9 protein-coding genes and 1 pseudogene are annotated in these 22,317 nt (G+C 70.3%); 6 read left to right on the forward strand and 4 right to left on the reverse strand.

The genetic code is table 11. The annotated features are described in order from the left end of the window. Positions 1 to 166: 166 nt before the first annotated feature. The 3 genes from HNR00_RS15400 to HNR00_RS15410 are packed head-to-tail and all read right to left on the reverse strand — an operon-like array spanning position 167 to position 5,878. Entirely contained in the window at positions 167 to 3,208 is a 3,042-nt protein-coding gene (locus HNR00_RS15400) for a PAS domain S-box protein (protein ID WP_183570841.1), read from the reverse strand. 1 nt (position 3,209) lies between these two features. After that, complete coding sequence (locus HNR00_RS15405; RefSeq protein ID WP_183570843.1) at positions 3,210 to 5,693, reverse strand: PAS domain-containing protein; 2,484 nt, start codon at positions 5,691 to 5,693, stop codon at positions 3,210 to 3,212. Then, complete coding sequence (locus HNR00_RS15410; protein WP_183570845.1) at positions 5,690 to 5,878, reverse strand: type II toxin-antitoxin system ParD family antitoxin; 189 nt, start codon at positions 5,876 to 5,878, stop codon at positions 5,690 to 5,692. Before HNR00_RS15410 ends, HNR00_RS15405 begins: the two co-directional genes overlap by 4 nt. A gap of 260 nt (positions 5,879 to 6,138) precedes the next feature. Between HNR00_RS15410 and HNR00_RS15415 the strand changes: the two genes are divergently transcribed. From HNR00_RS15415 to HNR00_RS15440, 6 genes and pseudogenes are all read left to right on the forward strand, one after another. Beyond that, positions 6,139 to 7,140: an SDR family oxidoreductase gene (locus tag HNR00_RS15415; protein WP_183570847.1), complete on the forward strand. Its 1,002-nt coding sequence runs from the start codon at positions 6,139 to 6,141 to the stop codon at positions 7,138 to 7,140. 61 nt (positions 7,141 to 7,201) lie between these two features. Further along, positions 7,202 to 8,380 carry a zinc-dependent alcohol dehydrogenase gene (locus tag HNR00_RS15420; protein ID WP_183570849.1) on the forward strand — a complete coding sequence of 393 codons (1,179 nt, stop codon included), beginning with the start codon at positions 7,202 to 7,204 and terminating at the stop codon, positions 8,378 to 8,380. Positions 8,381 to 8,520: 140 nt separating this feature from the next. Next, a complete protein-coding gene (locus tag HNR00_RS15425) occupies positions 8,521 to 9,597 on the forward strand; it encodes a patatin-like phospholipase family protein (protein ID WP_183570851.1) in 1,077 nt (358 codons plus the stop codon). A 534-nt stretch (positions 9,598 to 10,131) separates the two neighbouring features. Further along, positions 10,132 to 11,630, forward strand: a pseudogene (locus HNR00_RS15430) (ATP-binding protein); the annotation flags it as partial. 142 nt (positions 11,631 to 11,772) lie between these two features. Beyond that, positions 11,773 to 14,568, forward strand: a complete 2,796-nt coding sequence (locus HNR00_RS15435; protein ID WP_183570853.1) for a hybrid sensor histidine kinase/response regulator — start codon at positions 11,773 to 11,775, stop codon at positions 14,566 to 14,568. Between the two features lie 103 nt (positions 14,569 to 14,671). Continuing rightward, complete coding sequence (locus HNR00_RS15440; protein WP_183570855.1) at positions 14,672 to 18,082, forward strand: ATP-binding protein; 3,411 nt, start codon at positions 14,672 to 14,674, stop codon at positions 18,080 to 18,082. A 52-nt stretch (positions 18,083 to 18,134) separates the two neighbouring features. Here HNR00_RS15440 and HNR00_RS25950 read toward each other — a convergent pair whose 3' ends face one another. Beyond that, positions 18,135 to 22,064, reverse strand: coding sequence for a PAS domain S-box protein (locus tag HNR00_RS25950; protein WP_210306506.1), 3,930 nt, complete (start codon positions 22,062 to 22,064; stop codon positions 18,135 to 18,137). Between the last annotated feature and the right edge of the window lie 253 nt (positions 22,065 to 22,317).

The raw sequence follows: 22,317 nt of genomic DNA on the forward strand, positions 1-22,317 counted from the left end.
GAGCGGCCCCCGAATCTGTCCGCCCGATAACGGGCTCGTGATGCCTAACCTGCGGCTGCGCCCCGGGTTGCCGCGCCCGTTCGCCCCAGTGGGGTCCAGGGACAGTGCCGGGGTGAGGCAATCGCGGGGCGCCGCGGCACGCTTCGCGACCGGGTGCTTGTTTCCGTCAGGCCGCGGCCTCGTCGTTGTTCTCCTGCATGGAGGCAAGCGACGCCTCCAGGCGGCAGGTCAAACCGGTCGGCGCGTAGGTGAGCTTGACGCCGCCACCGACCTCGGCGGCGAAGCTGCGTTCGATCAGGCGCGAGCCGAAGCCGCGCCGCGACGGCTGCGCCAGGATCGGCGGCCCGCCTTGCTCGGACCAGGTCAGGCAGAACCGGGGCGCCCCGCCTTCGTGCACCACGTGCCAGCGCAGGTCCACCGACCCGGAATCGTTCGAGAGCGCCCCGTACTTGGCCGCGTTGGTGGCGAGTTCGTGCAGCGCCAGCGCCAGCGCCAGGGCGGGCTTGGCGGCCAGCGGCACGTTCGGCCCGCTCGCCCGGATGCGCGACGCCGCGGCGCCCCGGTGGACCGCGAGCGCGCCGTCCACCACCTCGGCGATGGGTGCCTCCGTCCAGCTCGACTGGGTAAGGATGTCGTGCGCGCGCCCGAGCGAGATCAGCCTGGCGGCGAAGGCCTCGCGCGCCGCCCCGAGGTCGGGGGCGTCGCGGAAGGTCTGGCTCGCCATGGCCTGGACCAGCGCGAGCGTGTTCTTCACCCGGTGCTGGAGCTCGCCCGTGAGCAGGCGCTGGTGCTCCTCGGCACGCTTGCGCTCGCTGATGTCCAGCATGGCGCCGATCATGCGCACCGCACGGCCCGCCGCGTCGCGGATGACGTAGCCGCGGTCGAGGATGTCCGCGTAGGAGCCGTCCGCGCGCAGGAAGCGGTACTCGTCGCTCCAGGCGGTGCCCGTTCCATCAATGACCGCATGGATGGAGGCATCAATGCGGGCGCGGTCGTCGGGGTGGATGTGGCCGATCCACCAGTCCCCATTCGGCTCGACCGCGTCCGGGGCGTACCCGTGCGCCTCGCCAAGGGCCTCGTTCCAGAGGACGTGATTGGTTGCGAGGTCCCAGTCCCAGATTGCGTCGTTGGTGGCGCGCGAGGCGAGCCTGTAGCGTTCCTCGGTCTCGCGTAAGGCCTGCTCCGCGCGGCGGCTCTCGGTCACGTCGCGCGCGAAGCCGATGAGGCGCACCGGCCGCCCGTCCTCGAACAGGGTCTGGCCCTTGGCGGACACCCAGCGCTCGGTCCCGTCCTCCGGGGCCACCGTGCGGTACGTGATGTCGTAGACACCGTCGCCCGCCGGGTCGACCGCCGCGCGTACGGCCTCGTCCGCCCCGGCGTGGTCGTCCGGGTGCACGCGGGCCAGGTGGACGGCCAGGTCGACGGGGGCGTCCGGCGCCAGGCCGTAGAAGGAACGGAGGCGGGCATCCCAATTCAGCTCGTTCGAGACGAGGTCGAAGTCGAACACGCCGGTTCCGGCCGCCTCGACGGCGAGGTGCAACTTCTCGCGCGCCCGGCGCAGCTCCTCCTCGGTCTGGCGGCGGTCGTGAATGTCGCTGTCGCTGCCGAGCCAGCCCACCACCGTGCCGCCAGCGTCGCGCATCGGCTCGGCCCGGATCAGGAACCAACGGTACTCGCCGTCGCGGCGCCTCAGGCGGGCCTCGGTGTCGTAGAGGATCTCGTTCGTGCGGGCGTGCTCCCAGACGCGCAATAGTCCTGGCAGGTCATCGGGATGGATGACCTCGCCCCAGCCGAGAGGCAGCGCCTGCTCCGGGGTCTGGCCGGTGTAGGCATACCAGCGGTCATTCAGATAGCTGAGGCTTCCGTCGGGGTTTCCGAACCAGATGATGGCCGGTGCGAGCTCGGTAAGCGTCTTGAACCGTTCCTCGGCGAACTTGCGCTCGTGGATGTCGAGCGAGGTGCCGATCCAACTGCGCACTGCCCCGTCGGCGTCGCGCAGGGGCTGCGCCCGGGACAGGAACCAACGGTACTGCCCGTCGGCCCGGCGCAAGGGGAACTCGACCTCGTAGGGCCGACCCGATCCGGCCGCCGCCAGCCAGGCCGCACGCGTCGCCTCGCCGTGGTCGGGATGGATCACGCCCATCCAGCTCGCCTCGCCGGTCTCGCCGGCGGGCAGGCCCGTGTAGTCGTACCAATAGGCGTTGCAGTAGGTGACGTTGCCCGCCGCATCCCCGAACCAGACCACCTGCGGGCTGACCTCGACGAGCGAGCGGTAGCGCAGCTCGCTCGCCTGCAGGGCGGCGGCGCTCTCCCGCTGCTCGGTCCGGTCGCGCAGGATCTTGAGGAAGCCGATGGTCTCGCCTGCCTCCGTCCTAAGCGGCATCATCTCGCCCGATGCCCAGAAGCGGGTGCCGTCCTTGCGCATGTGCCAGCGCTCGTCCGGAGCGCTGCCGTGTTCGAGCGACAGCTGCATCTCGGTGCCGGCCCGATCCCGGGCGCGGTCCTCCGGCGTGAAGAACGCCTCGACCGTCCTCCCGAGCATCTCGGCCTCGGTCCAGCCCAGGATGCGCTCGGCGCCCTCGTTCCAGCGGGTGACCAAGCCTTGCGGGTCGGTCGCGACGATGGCGAAGTCGGTGGCGCTGTCGAGGATGCGCTCGTGCAGCAGGCGCTGCTCCGCCTGCTCCCGAAGCGAACGGCGCAGCTCCATCTGCGCCATGGCCTGGCGGGCGAGCCGCATCAGGCCGCGGCGTTGCCGGTCGCCGAGTTCATGCGGCTTCGTGTCGAGGACGCACACCGTGCCGACCGGATGGCCCTCGGAAGTCCTGATCAGGGCACCGGCGTAGAAGCGCAGGCCGGGCTCGCCGGTGACGAGCGGGTTGCCCTCGAAACGCGGGTCGAGCGTCGCGTCGGGGACGCAGAGGAACTCCTCCTGCAGCAGGGCCTGCCGACAGAACGAGGTCTCCAGCGGGGTCTCGCGCACGCCGAGTCCGACCTCGGCCTTGAAGAACTGGCGCCCGTCGCCGACGAGGTTCACCACCGCGATAGGCGTCTCGCAGAGGTCGGCGGCGGCCTCGGCGATATCGTCGAAGTCCCGTTCGCGCGGGGTATCGAGTAGGCGGTAGCGGTCCAGGGCGCGCAGGCGTGCGGCCTCGCCGGTGCAACTGCTATCCCTGCCGTTGCCAGGCTCGATATGTCCGTGGGGTGCCATCCTAGCGGGATTCCGATGGGGAGCGGCGGCGCTCCGGGGAAGGCGCAACCTTGCCGAGGATACGCCCGAGCTGGTCGGCCGAGTAGGGCTTGTGCAGGAGCTCGAACCCGTGCAGCCCGTCCTGCGCGAGCACGTGGCTGTAGCCCGAGGCCAGCAGCACCGGCAGGCCGGGCAGGCGGCGCTGCAGGATCTTCGCCAACTCGATGCCGCCCATGCCGGGCATCACCACGTCGGAGAACACCGCGTCGAAGCCGGCACCGTCCGAACCGAGCTTTTCCAGCGCCTCCTCGGCGTTGGCAGCCCAGGTCGTGCGGTAGCCGAAATCCTCCAGGATCTGCGTGGCGAAGCGTCCGACCTCGACGTTGTCCTCCACCACCAGCACGCACTGCCCGTCGCCGGTCGGGAACGCCTCCCCGTCGCGAGCCGCCACCGGCTCGTCGCGGATCACGCCCTCGACCTCCGGCAAGTAGAGCGTGAACGTGGTGCCACGACCGAGCTCGCTCTCGACGTCGACGTCGCCGCCCGACTGCTTGGCGAACCCGAACACCTGGCTGAGGCCGAGCCCCGTACCCTGGCCGACGGGCTTGGTCGTGAAGAACGGTTCGAAGATGCGCCCGAGCTCCTCCGCGGCGATGCCGCTGCCGGTATCCGTGATCGAGACGGCGGCGAAGCGGCCTGGTGCGGCGGCGTGGCCGCGGATGGGCGGCAGCCCGCCGGCGCAGGCCAGCCGCAGGGTCAGCATGCCCTCGCCGTCCATCGCGTCGCGCGCGTTCACCGCCATGTTGATCAGTGCGGTCTCGAATTGGCTGAGGTCGGCCCGCACGAAGCAGGGCGCGTCCGGAACCTCGGTCACCACGCGGATGCGCGCGCCGGTGACGGTGTCGAGCATGTCGGCCACTGCCCGCAACTGCGCGCCGACCTCCAGGATCTCGGGCTTGAGCGTCTGGCGCCGGGCGAAGGCCAGCAGTTGCCCGGTGAGCTTGGCGGCGCGGTCGACCGTGTCGGACACCGCGTCCATGTAGCGGTTGCGCCGCTCCTCCGGCAGGTTCGGCCGACGCAGGAAGTCCACCGACGAGCGGATGATGGTGAGCAGGTTGTTGAAGTCGTGCGCCACACCCCCGGTCAACTGTCCGACCGCCTCCAGCTTCTGCGACTGGCGCAGCGCCTCCTCGGCTTGTTCGAGTTGGACGGCGCGCTCGCGCTGCTCGGTCACGTCGCGGGCGACGCAGTAAAGCAGTCCCTCGACCGGAACCGCCCGCCAGGACAGGGTACGGTAGTCGCCGTCGCGCGTGCGGAAGCGGTTCTCGAACGCGAGCGTCGAATGCCCGGCGGCGAGCCGCCCGACCTCCGCCCGCGTCGCCTCGCGGTCGTCCGGGTGCTCCAGCCACTCGGAGGTGCGCCCGATGACCTCGCCGGACCGCCAGCCGAGGATGGCCGTCCAGGCCGGGTTGACGCTGAGCCACATCCCGTTGCCGTCCGCCACCCCGAGCATGTCGTGGCTGACCTGCCAGATGCGGTCCCGCTCCTGCGTGCGGGTCTCGACATGCTCGGCGAGGGTGGCGTTCAGGACCTCCAGCGCGGCGGCGCTCGCCCGCCGCTCCTCCTCGGCCTTCACCCGCTCGGTGATGTCGCGCGAGACGCCGACCAGCTTGAGCTCGCCCGTGCCCTCAAGCCGAAACGGCGCGAAGCTCGCTTCCCACCAACGCGGCTCGCCCCTGGCGGTCGGGCAGAAGCCTTCGGTACGCGCGATCTCGCCGGCCGCGGCGCGGCGGACGGCGTCCCGGATCTTGGCGCGCTCGTCCTCCGGCCAAAGGTCGGCGAACTGTTGCCCGAGCACGTCCTCCAGCGAGGCGAGCTGGTTCATCGCGACCCCGCGCTCGTTCATGTACTCCAACCGGCCCTCGGCCGAGAGCACCTTCACGCAATCTGGGCTCGCCGCGAGGATGCCCCGGACGAACGCCTCGCTGCGGATGGCGGCGTTCGCCGAGGCGTTGCGCCGGTGCGCATCGACGTGGAAGGCGATGAGGTCGGCAAACATCCGGAAGGTGCCGACGACCTCGGGCCGGTCGACGGGCGCCGGCCTCGGGTCGATGGCGCAGAGCGTGCCGAAGAACGTGCCGTCGGGCAGCACGATGGGCATCGAGACGTAGCTCTGGAAGCCGTACCGCGCCGGAGTCGGATGGTCGCAGTAGGCCGCGTCCTGGGCGACGTGCTCGATCACGACGGGCGCCCGGCTCTGCCGGATCTCGTGGCAGATGGTCGAGGCGACCTCCAGCTCGCCGCCGGGCTCTAGGCCGAAGGCGATGCCGTCCTTGACCCGGCAGGCGACCCAGCGGTCCTCGGTGACACGGGCGACGGCGGCGAACCCCATGCCTGTGATGCGGCAGGCGACGTCGAGGATGGTCGGGACCGCCTCGATGCTTCCGACGAGGTCGATGTCGGCCTGGAAGTCGTGCTGGGCGTCGGCGTACGCGAGGGCGCTCATCGGGCCGGCCGGTCCCGTTCCACCAACTTTGGCCTGGGCATGGCCTGGTCGCGCTCCATGAGCAGGCGCAGCCCGGCTCGGACCACCTCGCTGGCGTTCGAGTAGTGGCCCGACGCGACCTGCGCCCGGATGTAGTCCTCCAGGACAGGCGTCAGGGCGATGTTGCGGGTCGGCGTGCTCGACATGCTCGTCCGTCCCATGCCGCCCCCCGGGCTGTCAAAGATTGCCGGCCCGGACCCGTCGGATCCGACCTAGGCGATATCGTCGCGGACGCGGCGGCCCGCTTTCCGGCCGGACCGCCTGCCTCGCGCGGCGCCGAACGGCGCCGGCCCCGGGTCGATGCCGCAGCGAACGCGACCCGATGCACCGGACGGGCGCAACGCTTCGGCGTCTGGCGCGTAGCCATGCTGGGCCCCGTTCCGGGGGGACACGGAGCGAATAGGACATGTCGCACAAGCCGCTGCGCGAGCAGGTCATCGTGGTCACCGGCGCGTCGAGCGGCATCGGCTTGGCCACAGCCCGCATGGCCGCGGGGCGCGGCGCCCGGGTGGTGCTCGCCGCCCGTAGCGAGGCGGTTCTCGCCCAGGCCTCTGCGGAGCTCGGTCCGGAGGCCGCGTACGTCGTGGCGGATGTGGGCCGGCGCGAGGACGTGCAGGCCATCGCCGACAAGGCCATCGCGACGTTCGGCGGCTTCGACACCTGGGTCAACGTCGCCGGCCTGACCGTCTATGGGCCCTTGCGCGAGATCGCCTACGAGGATCACGAGCGCCTGATCCAGACCAACCTTTGGGGCACGGTGAACGGCTCGCTCGTCGCGGTGGCGCACTTGCGTAAACGAGGCGGCGCGCTGATCAACGTCGGCAGCATCGCCTCCGACCTCGCCTTCCCGTTCCAAGGCCTCTACGCGACCTCGAAGCACGCGGTGAAGGGCTTCACCGACACCCTGCGCATGGAGCTGATCGCCGATGGGGCGCCGGTCTCGGTCACCCTGGTGAAGCCGGCCTCCATCGACACGCCACTGCCCCAGCGCGCCCGCAACTACATGGACCGCGAGCCGACGCTGCCGCCGCCGATCTACCCGCCGGAGGAGGTGGCCAACGCCATCCTGCACGCGGCAGTGCACCCACAGCGGGACATCTTCGTGGGCGGCGGCGGCAAGTTGTTTGTGATGGGCAAGGAATTCGCGCCAGGAGCCTACGACGAGCTCGCACCGGCCATCATCGCCCTGCAGAAGCGGGCCGAGGGACCACGGGACCCGCAGGGCGCCCTCCATGCGCCGCGCCATGCCGGCGAGGTTCGCGGCGACCCGCCGGTCTACGTCATGCGCACGAGCGCCTACACCCGCGCGACCCTGCACCCGCTCGCGACCGCCGGCGTGCTCGCCGCCGGCCTGGCCGCCACGGCCGCCGTGATCCTCGGCACGCGACCCAGACCGCGCCGTCGCTGAGCCGGGTATGCGCCAGGATTCCTACTCGATACCGAACCTAGACGAACGAAAGCGACCAACCATGAAAGCACTCACGTGGCAGAGTCGGGGCAAGATCTCCTGCGAGACCGTCCTCGACCCGAAGATCGAGCATGGCCGTGACGTCATTATCAAGGTGACCGCGTGCGCGATCTGCGGCTCCGACCTGCACCTCATGGGCGGCTTCATGCCTACGATGGAGTGCGGCGACGTCCTCGGGCACGAGACCATGGGCGAGGTCATCGAGGTCGGACGGGACAACCAGAAGCTCAAGGTCGGCGACCGCATCGTGGTGCCCTTCACCATCTGCTGCGGCGAGTGCCGCCAGTGCAAGTGGGGCAACTGGAGCTGCTGCGAGCGCACCAACCCGAACGGCAAGCTGCAAGCCGAGACCTACGGCTACCCGCTCGCCGGCCTGTTCGGCTTCTCGCACATCACCGGAGGGTTCGCCGGCGGCCAGGCCGAGTACCTGCGGGTGCCCTACGCAGACGTCGGCCCCATCGTGGTGCCCGAGGGCCTCACCGACGAGCAGGTGCTGTTCCTGTCCGACATCTTCCCGACGGCCTACCAAGCCGCTGAGCACTGCGACATCGGCCCGGAAGACACGGTCGCCATCTGGGGCTGCGGTCCGGTCGGCGTGCTGGCGGTCAAGTGCTGCCTGATGCTGGGCGCCAAGCGTGTCATCGCCATCGACAGCGTCCCCGAGCGCCTCGCGCTCGCCCACGAGGCCGGCGCTGAGACCATCGATATGTCCAAGGAGAACGTGCAGGACACGCTCATGGAGATGACCCACGGCCTCGGCCCGGACTCGGTCATCGAGGCGGTTGGCATGGAGTCCCACGGAGCCGACACGATGCTCCAGAAGGTCACGTCGGCCATCATGGAGCACACCGTCAGCCTGGAACGTCCCTACGCGCTCAACCAAGCCATCCTCGCCTGCCGTCCCGGCGGCAACGTCTCGATGCCCGGTGTCTTCGCTGGCCCGGTCGGGCCCGTCGCCCTCGGCATCCTGATGAACAAGGGCCTGACCCTGAAGACCGGCCAGACCCACATGGTGCGCTACATGAAGCCGCTGATGGAGCGCATCCAGAACGGCGACATCGATCCGTCCTTCATCATCAGCCACCGCTCCACGAACCTGGAGGACGGCCCGGCGCTGTACGACCTGTTCCGGGACAAGAAGGACAACTGCACCAAGGTCGTGTTCAAGCCGCACGGCTGAGCCCGGCCGACCTCATCCGTGGGAGGGAGTGCTTACGCCAGATTAGCAGGCGTTCCCTTCCGGACCCTCATGCCTCCGAACATCATCGAAGGCGCAGGCATGTCCGTGCGCCGTTGGTTCACTACGAGACGATAGTAGGAATGTCCGACCAGACGCGCGAACTCGCCTTTGTCTTCGCCGGCGGGAACGCCGTCGGCGCCTACCACGCCGGAACCTACGAGGCGCTGCACGACTATGGGCTTCGGCCCGATTGGGTTGTGGGTGCGTCCATGGGTGCGGTTACGGCCGCCATCATCGCGGGCAACGCGCCCGCTGACAGGGTCGCCATGCTCCGTACGTTCTGGGACGAGGCCACGCAGAAGACAGGTCCTGACCTAACGGGGCTTCTCAAGCCGCGGCAGGTCTACAACGGCCTGCATGCGCTCATGACGCTCGCCTTGGGGCGCCCGAACATCTTCGGCCACCGCCTGCCCGGCCTCTGGTCGGTCCTGCCATGGGTACCGAACGACGTGGCCCTGTTCGACAACAAACCTCTTCTCCAGACCTTGAACCGCCTCGTCGACTTCGAGCGCCTCAACCGGGGCGAGACGCGCCTCACGGTCGGCTGCGTCGACATCGAGACTGGCGAGGAGGTCTACTTCGACACGGCTCGCGAAGAGATCCGGCCGGAGCACATCCTCGCCAGCACGGCCATCCTGCCGGCCTTCCCGCCCGTCGAGATCGACGGACGGGTCCTGTGCGACGCCGGCTTTACCAACAACCTCCCACTTGATCCGGTCTTCGCGGCGGAGCCGAAGCGGGACCTCCTTTGCATCGCCTCGGACCTGTTCTCCCTGAGGGCGCCACGTCCCGCATCCCTCGACGCGGTCCTGGAACGCGCCAACGACCTCATCTTCGCCAGCCCGCCGCGCAGGGCCATCGCGGGCCTCATGCGCGAGTACGCGTTGCGGGAAAGGCTTGATCCCACGGGGCCGGCGGTGACGCTGCTGCACCTCGTCTACCAGGCGGGTGCGGACGAGCTCGCCGCCAAGAGCTTCGACTTTTCGCCGTCATCGATCCGCGACCGCTGGGCAGCGGGTGGACGCAATGCGACGCGCGGTCTGGAACTGCTGGCGCCGGGCGGGAGCGATAAGGGACGCTTCCGCTATCTCAGCCTTCCCGACGATCTCGTGGCCCCGAAGGCCGCGGCACCTCAGGCGGCCTCCGCGGTCAGGTAGCGCCGGCAATGCTGGAAGTGGCCGACCTCGTACGGGCTAGCGAGCTTGACCACACTCGACCGGAGCCACTTCGGCGCCTGCTCCCCGCCATCGGTGCGTCGCAGAACCTCGTTCTGCCAGCTTAAGGGGTGACCTCGTCCCGGGACCTGGAGCGCCGTACGTCGGAGAGGCCGGCCCGTTGGTGCCGCCGGCGGGTTGGCAGAGGCGTGTACCTAGTGATCCGCGTGGGCCAGGGGGTTGTGGCGCGACCTCGATCCAAGAACAGACTTGTGCGGGGTAGGGCATTCCTCCCACAAGGAAAGCCTGACCGCATCGGATGATAACCCTGGGATGGACGGCTCAACGGCGAAACCCATGAACCTGTTCCCGGGCGGCGGCGAGATGGCCGCGCGGATGCAGGCACACGATTGGTCCGCCACCGTCATGGGACCCACGGAGACCTGGCCGGCGGCGCTCGTCGCGCTGGTCGGCGTGGCGCTCCAGGCCGCGACTCCGATGGCGCTCTACTGGGGACCCGACCTCGCCGTCCTCTACAACGATGCCTGGACCGGGCTCGTCGGGGACAAGCACCCCGGGGCGCTCGGCCGTCCGGCGCGTGAGGTCTTCCCGGAGGCATGGCACGAACTCGGGCCAATGTTCGCGCGGGTGCTCGCGGGCGACGGTGCGGTGGAGGTGCAGGACCAGGGCCTAGTGCTCGACCGCAACGGCAGGCCCGAGGAGGTCTTCTTCACCTACAGCCTGAACCCCGTGCTCGATGCTGACGGGAGGGTCGCGGGCGTCTTCAACGTCGCGCAGGAGACGACAGGCCGCGTTCGCGCCGCCACCGGATTGGTCGAGAGCGAGGAGCGTTTCCGCAGTTTCGCGGAGAACTCCGCCGACGTGCTCTGGATCGCCGACCCCGACGGCGGCCGCCTGGAGTACCTGAGACCGGCGGCGTGGCGCACGACTTCAACAACCTGCTAACCATCATCCGCTCGTCGGTCGACTTCCTGCGCCGGCCCGACCTGGCCGAGGCGCGCAAGGCCCGCTACCTCGACGCCGTCTCGGACACCGTCGACCGGGCCGCCAAGCTGACCGGGCAGCTGCTCTCCTTCGCGCGACGGCAGACTCTGAAGGCGGAGGCGTTCGACCTCGTCGCCGTCCTGCGTGGCGTGGCCGGGATGCTCGACACGGTCACGGGCGCGCGCATCCGGGTCGTCACCGAATTGCCGGATGCGCCCTGCTTCGTGCGCGCCGACCGGAGCCAGTTCGAGACCGCGTTGGTGAACATGTCCGTCAATGCCCGCGACGCGATGGACGGAGAGGGCACCCTGACCCTTCGCCTGGCCTGCGGGGTGGGCAAGCCCGCCATCCGCGGGCACGGCCCGGCGCCGGGCCCCTTCGCCGCCGTGTTTATGACGGACACGGGCTCGGGCATCCCGCCGGAGGTGGTCGGGCGCATCTTCGAGCCGTTCTTCACCACCAAAGACATCGGCAAGGGCACCGGCCTCGGCTTGAGCCAAGTGTTCGGCTTCGCCAAGCAGTCGGGCGGCGACGTCGACGTCGCGAGCGCGCCCGGGCGCGGCTCGACCTTCACGCTCTACTTGCCCGAGGCCGCACCGGCCGAGCGCGAGGAGCCGCCTGCCGAACCGGCGGAAGCGGCGGAAGCGGCGGCCGGAGGTGCCGGACGGCGTGTGCTGGTGGTAGAGGACAACGTCGAGGTCGGACGCTTCGCCACGCAGATCCTGGAGGATCTCGGCTACGAGACCACGTGGGCGGCCAACGCGGAGGTGGCGTTGGCCCATCTCGGCACGGACGGCGCCGGCTTCGACGCGGTGTTCTCGGACGTCGTCATGCCGGGCATAAACGGGGTCGAGCTCGCGCGCGAGATCCGGCGCCGCTTCCCCGGCCTGCCTGTGGTGCTGGCCTCGGGCTACAGCCACGTGCTGGCGCAGGAGGGCGGCCACGGCTTCGAGCTCCTGCAAAAGCCCTACTCGGCCGGGCAGCTCTCGCACATCCTTCAGCGCGTGACCCGCGGGCGGGGCGGCCCGTGACGGCAGGACCCGAGCTCGCAGACCCGCCACATGGAGCGCCGCAAACTCGCCACCACCACGTATCATGGCCCGCACCGAATCCTCGGCCGGGGGGAAGACAACCCTGCCCGCCGCCTTCCCAATCCAGGCCCCGCCGCTGAGCATGTCCGAGACCGCCCCGTCCACGACCGTCGCCTTCCTCACGGGAGGCGGGCTGATGGGGGCGCGCATGCGGGCCCATGACTGGTCGGCCTCGCCGCTGGGTTGGCCGGAGACCTGGCCGCAGGCGCTGCGCTCGGTGGCGAGCCTGATGCTCGGTTCCCGGTTCCCGATGTTCGCCGCCTGGGGGCCGGACCTCGCCTTCGTCTACAACGACGCCTACGCGGAGATCCTGGGCGACAAGCACCCAGCCGCCCTCGGGCGCCGCTTCCGCGAGATCTGGCCCGAGATCTGGGACGCCATCACGCCCTACGTCGACAGCGCGATGGCCGGCGAGGCGACCTGGGCCGAGAACCTGCCGTTCACGATGAACCGGCACGGCTACGACGAACGGACCACCTTCACCTTCTCGTATTCGCCGATCCGAAACGAGGACGGCACGGTCGGCGGCATGTTCTGCTCCTGCACCGAGACCACCGCCAGGGTCAGGGCCGAGGAGGCGCTGCGTGCCAGCGAGGCACGGGCCTCCGGGGTTCTGGAGGGCATGGGCGAGGGCTTCATGTTGCTCGACCACGAGTTCCGCATCCTGCAGATGAACGCCGAGGGCTTCCGGCTGGAGGAGAGGCCGCCCGACCAGATCGTGGGCCGCTCGCACTGGGACGTCTACCCTGGCTCCGAGGCCATGCCCATCGGCCAGATGTACCTGCGCGTGATGCGGAAGCGCGCCTCCCGGACGCTGGAGCACCGCTACGTCTGGCCGGACGGGCACGCCGCTTGGCTGGAGGTGCGCGCCTACCCGCATCCGGAAGGGCTGGCGCTGTTCTACCGCGACGTGACCGAGAGGCGCGAGCGCGAGGACGCGCTGCGCGAGGCCGAGGCGCGGTTCCAGACCATCGCCAACTCCATCGACCAGATGGTCTGGTCGACGAGGGCCGATGGCTACCACGACTACCACAACCAGCGCTGGTACGACTTCACCGGCGTGCGGGCGGGCTCGACGGACGGTGCGGAGTGGGAGGGCATCGTCCACCCCGACGACCGGGAACGGACGTGGGAGGTGTGGGGCGCGTCCCTCGCGAGCGGCGAGCCCTACCGGATCGAGTACCGCCTGCGCCACCATACCGGGCAGTATCGCTGGACGCTCGGCCGTGCCTTGCCGATGCGCGACGCCACAGGGCAGGTCACCCGCTGGTTCGGGACCTGCACCGACATCCAGGACATCGTCGAGGCGCGAGACGTGCTCGCACGCTCGCGCGAGGAACTTGAAGGACTGGTGGCCGAGCGCACGGCCGACCGCGACCGCATGTGGCGGCTATCAACGGACGTCATGCTCGTCGCGCGCTACGATGCGTCAATCGAGGCGGTGAACCCGGCCTGGACGACGCTGCTCGGCTGGGACGAGCGCGACCTCGTCGGGGGCGCCTTTATGGACCTCGTCCATCCGGACGACGTCGCGCCGACGCTGGCCGAGGTCGGCAAGCTTTCGGAGGGATTGACCACGCTGCGCTTCGAGAACCGCTACCGGCACAAGGATGGCAGCTACCGCTGGTTGTCGTGGACGGCGGTTCCGGCCGAGGATCTCATCCATGCGGTTGGGCGGGACGTCACCGCCGAGAAGGAGGCGGCGCAGGCGCTCGCCGAGACCGAGGAGGCGCTGCGGCAATCGCAGAAGATGGAGGCGGTCGGCCAACTCACAGGCGGTATCGCCCATGACTTCAACAACCTGCTCACCGGCATCTCCGGCAGCCTGGAGCTGCTGCAGACGCGCATGAGCCAGGGCCGCCTGACCGAGATCGACCGCTACATGACGGCGGCGCAGGGCGCTGCCAAGCGAGCGGCGGCGCTGACCCACCGCCTGCTCGCCTTCTCGCGGCGGCAGACGCTTGATCCGAAGCCCACCGACGTGAACGGCCTGATCCACGGCATGGAGGAGCTGATCCGCCGCACGGTCGGGCCCGTTGTCCACATCGAGGTGGTCGGCGCGGGCGGACTCTGGCCCGCCCTGGTGGACCCGGGCCAGCTTGAGAACGCGCTCCTGAACCTCTGCATCAACGCGCGCGACGCCATGCCGGAGGGCGGGCGCATCACGGTCGAGACCGCAAACCGCTGGCTCGACCCCCGGGCGGCCCGCGAGCGCGACCTGGAGCCGGGGCAGTACCTCTCGCTCTGCGTAACCGATACCGGCACGGGGATGAGCGCGGACGTCATCGCCAAGGCGTTCGACCCGTTCTTCACCACCAAGCCCATCGGCCAGGGCACCGGGCTCGGCCTCAGCATGATCTACGGCTTCGCCAAGCAGTCGGGCGGACAGGTGCGCATCTACTCGGAGGTCGGGCAGGGCACGACCGTGTGCCTGTACCTGCCGCGCCACCACGGCGACGTCTCCGCCACCGGGGACCTTCCGGACCTCGCCGACGCCCCCAGGGCCGAGCCAGGGGAGACGGTGCTCGTCGTCGACGACGAGCCCTCCGTGCGCATGCTGGTGACGGACGTGCTGGAGGACCTGGGCTACGCGGCCATCGAGGCGGCGGACGGCCCTTCCGGGCTGAGGGTGCTGCAGTCGGACGCCCGCGTCGACCTGCTGATCACCGACGTCGGCCTGCCCGGCGGCATGAACGGTCGGCAGGTGGCGGACGCGGCTAGGGTAAGCCGGCCCGGCCTGAAGGTGCTGTTCATCACCGGCTACGCCGAGAACGCGGCGGTGGGCAACGGCTACCTGGAGCCCGGCATGCAGGTGCTCACGAAGCCGTTCGTCATGGAGGCCTTGGCGTCGCGCATCCGGGACATGATCGAGGCATGACCCATATTCGGCGGTTGCGACGAGATCCGAGGGAGCGGGGACGCGTGGTGGCCATGGTCGAGGCATGGAGGGATAGAAGCGACGTGGACCAGGGTAGGGGACGATGACCCGTCCCGAGGCCGCGGGCACGCTGTTCCGGGGTACGGGGGAGGTCCGGGCGCTCGCGCGCGGCCTCGACTGGTCGGCGACGCCGCTCGGTCCCGTGGCCGGCTGGCCGCAGAGCCTGCGCTCGACCGTGCGCACGCTCCTGTCCTCGCAGTACCCGATGATCCTGACCTGGGGCCCCGAGTTCACCCAGGTCTATAACGACGCCTACGCAAAGCTCATCGGCGCCGGCCACCCGGACGCGCTCGGCCGCGACATCCGCATCACCCTGGCCGCGAGCTGGGACACGCTCGGACCGATGATCGCCCGCGTCATGGAGACGGGCGAGGCAAACTGGACGCCGTCCCTGCCGCTGCTGATGGAGCGAACCGGCTACCGCGAGGAGGCCTATTTCAGCGTCTCGCACGCGCCGGCCGAGGACGACGACGGCCGCATCGTCGGCATGCTGGCGGTTTGCAGCGAGGTTACCGCCCAGGTCGTGGGCGAGCGTCGGCTCGGCCTGCTGCGCGACCTAGCGGCCAACGCGGGAGAGACCCGCAGCGTCGAGGCGACCTGCGCCGACGTCGCGGGCGCGCTGTCCAGCGAGAGGCTCGACGTGCCCTTCGCGCTCGTCTTCCTGCGCGAGCCCGACGGCAGCCTGCGTCGGGGCGCGTCCGTCGGAATCGATGCTGCCCATCCCCTGGCCTCGGCGGAGGCCGGGGCGACCTGGCCGTTCGAGCGGGCGCTCGCGGGCGAGACCGTAGGGGTGGGCGGCCTCGGCAGGACCATCGGCATGGCGGGAGGGTTGTGGGGCGACCCCGTGGAGGACGCGCTGGTCGTGCCGCTCGCGGGCGAGGCCGGCTCGGAGCCACTCGGCGTGCTCGTTCTCGGCATCAGCCCGAGCCGGGCGGTCGACGAGGGTTACCGCGGCTTCCTCGACCTCGTGGCCGGGCAGGTCTCGACGGCCCTGCGCAACGCGCGCGCCTACGAGGAGGAGCGCCGTCGCGCCGAGGCGCTGGCCGAGCTCGACCGCGCCAAGACGCGGTTCTTCTCCAACGTCAGCCACGAGTTCCGCACGCCGTTGACCCTGATGCTCGGTCCCCTTGAGGAGGCTTTACGGGACCCCGGCGTCGCTCCCGGGAGCCGCGCGGAGCTGGAGGTGGCGCAGCGGAATGCGCTGAGGCTCCTCCGGCTCGTCAACACGTTGCTGGACTTCTCGCGCGTCGAGGCCGGACGCTTCGAGGCCACCTTCGCGCCGGTCGACCTCGCTACCCTGACGGAGGACCTGGCGAGCACCTTCCGGTCGGCGGTCGAGCGGGGCGGCTTGGCCCTTCGGGTCGAGTGTCCGCCGCTTCCGGAGCCGGTCTTCGTCGACCGGGACATGTGGGAGAAGGTCGTCCTCAACCTGCTGTCCAACGCGTTCAAGTACACCTTCTCCGGCGGCATCGACGTCCGCCTCGGGCCGAGTCTGGGAGGTGTTCGCCTCACGGTAGCCGACACCGGTGTCGGGATCCCGGCCGAGGCGTTGCCGCACGTCTTCGACCGCTTCCACCGCATCGAGGGCACCCGCAGCCGCTCACACGAAGGCTCTGGGATCGGCCTCGCGCTCGTGCGGGACCTCGTCGCTCTCCACGGCGGGGACGTTGAGGTTCGAAGCGCGGTGGATCAGGGCGCGACCTTCACGGTGACGGTTCCCCTCGGTCGTTCCCACCTGCCGGCCGAAAGGGTCGTACAGGCAGGGGCGGCATCCGACGAAAGCCAGGCCCGCGGTTACATCGAGGAAGCCTTGCGATGGCTGCCCGAGGAACCGTCCAACGTCGTGCCCCTTCGAGGCCCGGTCGAGGCGGCGCCTCCCGCGGACGGCCGCCCTCTCATCGTGCTGGCCGACGACAACGCCGACATGCGTTCCTACGTCGAGCGCCTGCTCGGGCAGGACCACCGGGTCGTGGCCGTCGCCGATGGCGGGGCCGCCCTCGACACGTTGCGCGCGGCGCCGGTGGACCTGCTGCTCACCGACGTGATGATGCCGGTGCTTGACGGCATCGCGCTGACCCGGGCCGTCCGGGCCGATCCCGCCCTGTGCACGGTGCCGGTGATCATGCTCTCCGCCCGCGCCGGCGCCGAGGCCGGCGTCGAGGGACTGGAGGCCGGGGCGGACGACTACCTCGTGAAGCCTTTCTCGGCGCGCGAGCTCCAGGCGCGCGTCCGGGTCAACCTGGAGCTTTCGCGGCTCCGTGCCGAGGCGCAGGAACAGGCCGTGCAAGCGCGGAAGATGGAGGCCATCGAGCAGTTGACCGGTGGGGTGGCCCACGACTTCAACAACCTGCTCGCCGCGGTGATGGGCTCCGTAGAGCTCGCCGAGCGCAAAGTCACGGACGAGCGCGCGTTGCGTCTCCTGCGCAACGCCATGCAGGCTGCGCAACGTGGGGCAAAGCTTACCGAGCAACTGCTCGCCTTCTCGCTCAGGCAGCCCGTTGAGGCACGTCCCGTCGATCTCAACGGCGTGCTCTCCGCCATGGCCGAGCAGTTGCACCGGACCCTCGGCGGTGGCACCGCCGTCGTGACGCGCCTCGCCGCGGACCTGTGGCCGGCGTTGGCGGATGGGCACCGCGTCGAGCTTGCCGTGCTCAACCTCGCGACGAACGCGCGCGACGCCTTGCAGGGCGGCGGCGAAATCCGGATCGAGACCGAGAACCTGCCCGCCGACGCACCTCGGCCCGGGACCGTACCGGCGGGGGATCTCGTCGTGCTCACGGTCGCCGACACCGGCGAGGGCATGACCCCGGAGGTCCTCGCCCGCGCGTTCGAGCCCTTCTTCACGACCAAGCCCCAAGGCAAGGGGATTGGCCTCGGGCTCGCGCAGGTCTACGGCACGGTGCGTCAGCTCGGCGGCGCCATCACGTTGCGGAGCCGATCCGGCGAGGGGACGACGGCGTCGGTCTATCTTCCCCGGGCCGAGGGCGTCGCTCACGCGGATGTCGCCCGGACGCAGGAGCGGGGGCACGCGATGGGCGCGACGCGCATCCTCGTCGTCGACGACGACTCCCAGGTCCGTGCCGTCGCCGTCACCTTGCTGGAGGAGCTCGGCTACGGGGTCGTCGAGGCGGGCGGCGGCCCCGAGGCGCTGCGACTGCTGCGCGAGGGGGACCGCATCGACATCCTGCTGACCGACTACGCCATGCCCGGGATGACGGGAAGCGAGCTTGTGGCGCGGGCGCTGGCACATGACCCCGCGCTCGGCGTGCTCATGATGACGGGCTACGCGGATGCGGCGGCGCTACCCGAGGGGGGCGTGCCCGTGCTGCGCAAGCCCTTCGCGCTCGACGACCTGCGGGCAACCGTCGAGCGCCTTCTGTCCGAGCGGTCGGGCCGCGTTCTGCCTTTTCGCCGGTTCGGCGAGGCGGACGACCAGGGCGGGCAGCTCGCCTGAAGCGCCAAGCTGTGGTCAGAACGACCCACCGACATCGACGCCGCGGTGGAAGTCATGGGTTGGAGATCAGGTCTTTGATGCGGCTGGCCAGCGCCTCCATCACGAAGGGCTTGGTCAGGACAGCCATGCCGGGCTCCAGGTGGCCGTTGCCGACCGCGGCGTTCTCCGCGTAGCCGGTGATGAACAGCACCTTCAGGTTCCGGCGGTTCACGCGCCCGGCATCGGCCATCTGGCGCCCGTTCATGCCGCCCGGCAGCCCGACGTCGGTGACGAGCAGATCGATGCGCACGTCGGACTGCAGCACCTTGAGCCCGGCGACCGCGTCCGAAGCCTCGATGGCGGTGTAGCCCAGGTCCTCCAGCACCTCGGTGACCAGCATGCGCACCGTGGGCTCGTCATCCACGATCAGCACCGTCTCGCCCTGCTCGGCGCGGGAGGCGGAGGCGAGGTCCGGCGGGCTATCGGCGCCCTCCGCGTCGCCGTAGTGGCGCGGCAGGTAGATGCACATGGTCGTGCCCTGGCCGACCTCCGAGTAGATCCGGACCTGACCGCCCGTCTGCCGGGCGAAGCCGTAGATCATCGAGAGGCCCAGCCCCGTGCCCTGGCCGATGGGCTTGGTGGTGAAGAAGGGGTCGAAGGCGCGGGCGATGACCTCGGGCGTCATGCCGGTTCCGGTGTCCGTCACGCACAGCGAGAGGTACTGGCCCGGAGGCAGGTCGCGCTCCTTCGCGCCGTGCTCATCGAGCCACTTGTTGGCGGTCTCGATGGTGATGCGCCCGCCCTCCAGCATGGCGTCACGGGCGTTGATGCACAGGTTCAGCAGCGCGTTTTCAAGCTGCGGCGGGTCGACGAGCGCCGGCCAGAGCCCGGCCGTCCCCACCACCTCGATGTGCACGGAGGGACCCACGGTCCGGCGGATCAGGTCCTCCATGCCGTTCACCAAAGCGTTCACGTCGGTGGGCTTCGGGTCGAGGGTCTGGCGGCGGGAGAAGGCGAGCAGGCGGTGGGTCAGCGCCGCCGCCCGCTTCGACGCGCCCTGCGCCGCGGTCATGTAGCGGTCGAGGTCGGTCAGCCGCCCCTGGCTCATCCGGGTCTGCATCAACTCCAGCGAGCCCGAGATGCCGGCAAGAAGGTTGTTGAAGTCGTGGGCGAGGCCCCCGGTCAACTGCCCGACGGCCTCCATCTTCTGCGACTGCCGCAGCGCCTCCTCGGTCCGCCGCAGCGCGGTCGCCTGCTCCCGCTCGGCCGTGGTCTCGCGGCCGCTTGCATAGACCCGCCCGTCCTCGAAACTGCCCGTCCAGGCGAAGTACCGGTAGGCGCCGTCCGTGTGGCGAAATCGGTACTCGTAGGGTGTCGTGAGCGGTTCCCGGAAGATGCCCGCGAAGGCCGCGAGCGTCGCGTCGAGGTCTTCCGGATGCGTGAACTCGATGAAGCTCGTTCCGACGAGGTCACTCGCCGTCCATCCGAGCAGCTTCGTCCAGGCCGCGTTCACCGCCACGATGGTGCCGTCCGCGTCCGCGACCACGAGTAGGTCCTGCGACAGGCGCCAGGCCCGGTCGCGCTCCCGCGTACGCTCCTCGACCTGCTGTTCCAGGTTCTCGTTGAGGCGCTCCAACTGGGATGCGGCCTGCTTGCGGTCCTCGATGTCGGTGTTCGTGCCGATCCACCGGACGACCGCCCCGTCGGGACCGCGGATCGGCTCGGCGCGGACGAGGAACCAGCGGAAGGTCCCGTCCGCACGCCGGATGCGGAACTCGGTCTCGTAGTGCGTCCCTGCGGCCAGCGAGGCTCCCCAGGCCCGTCCCGCGGACCCGACGTCGTCCGGGTGCACGATGGAGGCCCAGGCCGTTCCGTCGAGTTCGCCCGCCGAGGTGCCGGCGTAGGCATGCACCTGCTCGTTGAACCAGTAGAGCGCGCCGTTCGCGTCCGCCGCCCAGACGTGGTTCGGCATGGCCTGGGCGAAGACCCGGAATTGCTCCTCGCTCTCGCGCCGGCTCGCATCGGCGCGGAAGCGCTCGATAGCGGCGCGGGTGCGTTCGGCGACGTCGCGGACGAAGGCGAGCTTGTCGGTGCGCCAGTCACGCGGCTGCCGGTCGTGCAGGAAGAACAGCGCCACGATGCGCCCGTGCTCCATCACCGGCACGTTGATCAGGGCCCGGGCGCCGACCGCGAGCAGCGCTCCGGGGTCGGCGGAGGTGCGCGGGTCGGTGGTGACGTCCCGGATGACGACCTCGCGGCCCTGCTCCAGGCCGGTACGGACCTCGCCGTAATCCTCGAAGCGATGGCGCCCGGCGACGCTCGCCACGCCCGGCGCGGTCCAGTCCCGCTCGATCTCGATATGCTCCAAGGCGTCGTCGACCGTACCGTAACCGGCGCGGTCGAGGCCGAGCGTTCGCGCCATGATCTCGGCCCCGACCGCCGCCATCCCGGCGGTGTCGCGACAATCCTGGAGGCGGTCGGCGAAGGTGATCAGGGCGTCCCGAAAAGCTTCCTGCCTTCGGCGTTCCGTGAGGTCGCGGGTGACTGTGCCGTAGCCGGTGACCGCCCCGAGCGCGTCACGGACCGGGAAGATGGTGTAATGGACCGGGACCGCCGCACCGGTCGAGAAGTGGCGGAACGCGAGGTCGCCCTCCCAGAAGCCGCTCGCGCGCACGGCCGGAAGAACCCTTTCCAGCACCGTCGGACGGTCCGCGGGCTCGAAGTAGTCCACCAAATTGTGGTTGCGGGCCTCTTCCAGGCTGGCCAGGCCGACCAGCCGGCGGCCGCCCTCGTTGACGAACTCGGCGTTGCCGTCGAGGTCGGCGACCCCGATGAAGTCGCTCGACTGCTCGACGAGGGCCGCGAGCCGCCGCGCCCGCGCCTCGGCGGATCGGGCCTCGGTGATGTCGCGGACGGTGCCGACGAAGCGCACGGGCGCGCCGTCCCGGAACACCGTGTTGCCCCGCGCGGCCAGCGTGCGTTCCACGCCGTCGCGCCGGCCGACGACGCGGTACTCGATGTCGAAGCCCGCGGGCGAGCCGATGGCCGCCTGCACGGCGCGGTCGGCCATCTCCCGGTCGTCCGGGTGGACGCCGGGCAGGAAGGCGCCTTCGTAGGAGACCAGGTCGTCGGCGGACAAACCGAACAGGGCGCGTGTGCGCGCGTCCCAGGCCAGTGCGCCGGTGACGAGGTCGTAGTCGTAGATCCCGGTGCCGGCCCCCTCCAGGGCCAGCCGGAGCCTGTCCTCCGCCTCGCGCAGGTCGGCCTGCGCCGCCTGGCGCTCGGAGATGTCGGTGACCATCACGAAGATGCCGTCGACAATCCCGTCCGCGGTCCGACGCGGGATGTAGCGGATCTCCGACTGCCGGGTCGCGCCGCCGCGATAGGGCATCAGGGCGTCGAACGTGATGTCCTCGCCGGCGAACGACCGCGCCATGAAGGGCAGTCGGGCCTGGTAGACCGCCTCGCCGACGACCTCACGCACGGGCCGATCCAGGATCTCGCTCGCCGGGCGCTCGAACCAGGTCTCGTAGTGCCGATTCGCGAACCGGTAAATATGGTCCTTGTCGATGAAGCTGATGAGCACGGGCAGCGCGTCGGTGACGACTTGGAGCTCGTCGCGGACCCGGCGCGTCTCGCCCTCGCTCGCCGTGGCCACCGTGCGGTCGCGCAGGATCTTGAGGAAACCCAGGTCGGCGCCCCCAGGCGAGCGCAACGGCATCATCTCGCCGCTGGCCCAGAACCTCGACCCGTCCTTGCGCAGGTGCCATCGCTCGTCGGTTGCCCGCCCCGTCTCGGAGACGCACCGCATCTCGGTCCCGGGGCGGCCCTCCGCGCGATCCTCGGGCGTGAAGAACGTCGCCGCGGGCCGCCCGACCATCTCCTCGGCCGACCAGCCCATGATGCGCTCGGCGCCCGGGTTCCAGGCGGTGACCCGTCCCTCGTGGTCGGTGGTGACGATGGCGCAGTCGACCGCGCTCTCGAAGATCGCCTGGTAGGGCACGGCGTCCGTCGAGGCCGGTCTATTCTGCCGGGGCCCCCTCTCGATGCCGCTCACCGCGATCCTCCGGCGTCGCGGTTCGGCATTGCGGGCATCCGCATGCGGCTGGTTCGGAAAGCGGCCAAATGGAACTCGGGCATGCGTCGGTGGGGATGCTTCAACGCCGGGATGGGGCGAATCGGGAGCCGAAGCGCACACGTTCGAGCATAGCCCCCCGTAACCGCCAATGGAGGCTAGGCGTAGGCCGAGGCTTGTG

Origin of the sequence: Methylorubrum rhodinum, assembly GCF_014199935.1 — a bacterium.
Classification (GTDB): Bacteria; Pseudomonadota; Alphaproteobacteria; order Rhizobiales; family Beijerinckiaceae; genus Methylobacterium; species Methylobacterium rhodinum.

Excerpts from the sequence above, each read along its gene's own strand:
- HNR00_RS15425 (WP_183570851.1), top strand. The coding sequence starts at position 8,521 with ATGTCCGACCAGACGCGCGAACTCGCCTTTGTCTTCGCCGGCGGGAAC.
- HNR00_RS15420 (WP_183570849.1), top strand. The coding sequence starts at position 7,202 with ATGAAAGCACTCACGTGGCAGAGTCGGGGCAAGATCTCCTGCGAGACC.
- HNR00_RS15410 (WP_183570845.1), bottom strand. The coding sequence starts at position 5,878 with ATGTCGAGCACGCCGACCCGCAACATCGCCCTGACGCCTGTCCTGGAG.
- HNR00_RS15415 (WP_183570847.1), top strand. The coding sequence starts at position 6,139 with ATGTCGCACAAGCCGCTGCGCGAGCAGGTCATCGTGGTCACCGGCGCG.
- HNR00_RS15400 (WP_183570841.1), bottom strand. The coding sequence starts at position 3,208 with ATGGCACCCCACGGACATATCGAGCCTGGCAACGGCAGGGATAGCAGT.
- HNR00_RS15435 (WP_183570853.1), top strand. The coding sequence starts at position 11,773 with ATGTCCGAGACCGCCCCGTCCACGACCGTCGCCTTCCTCACGGGAGGC.
- HNR00_RS15405 (WP_183570843.1), bottom strand. The coding sequence starts at position 5,693 with ATGAGCGCCCTCGCGTACGCCGACGCCCAGCACGACTTCCAGGCCGAC.
- HNR00_RS15440 (WP_183570855.1), top strand. The coding sequence starts at position 14,672 with ATGACCCGTCCCGAGGCCGCGGGCACGCTGTTCCGGGGTACGGGGGAG.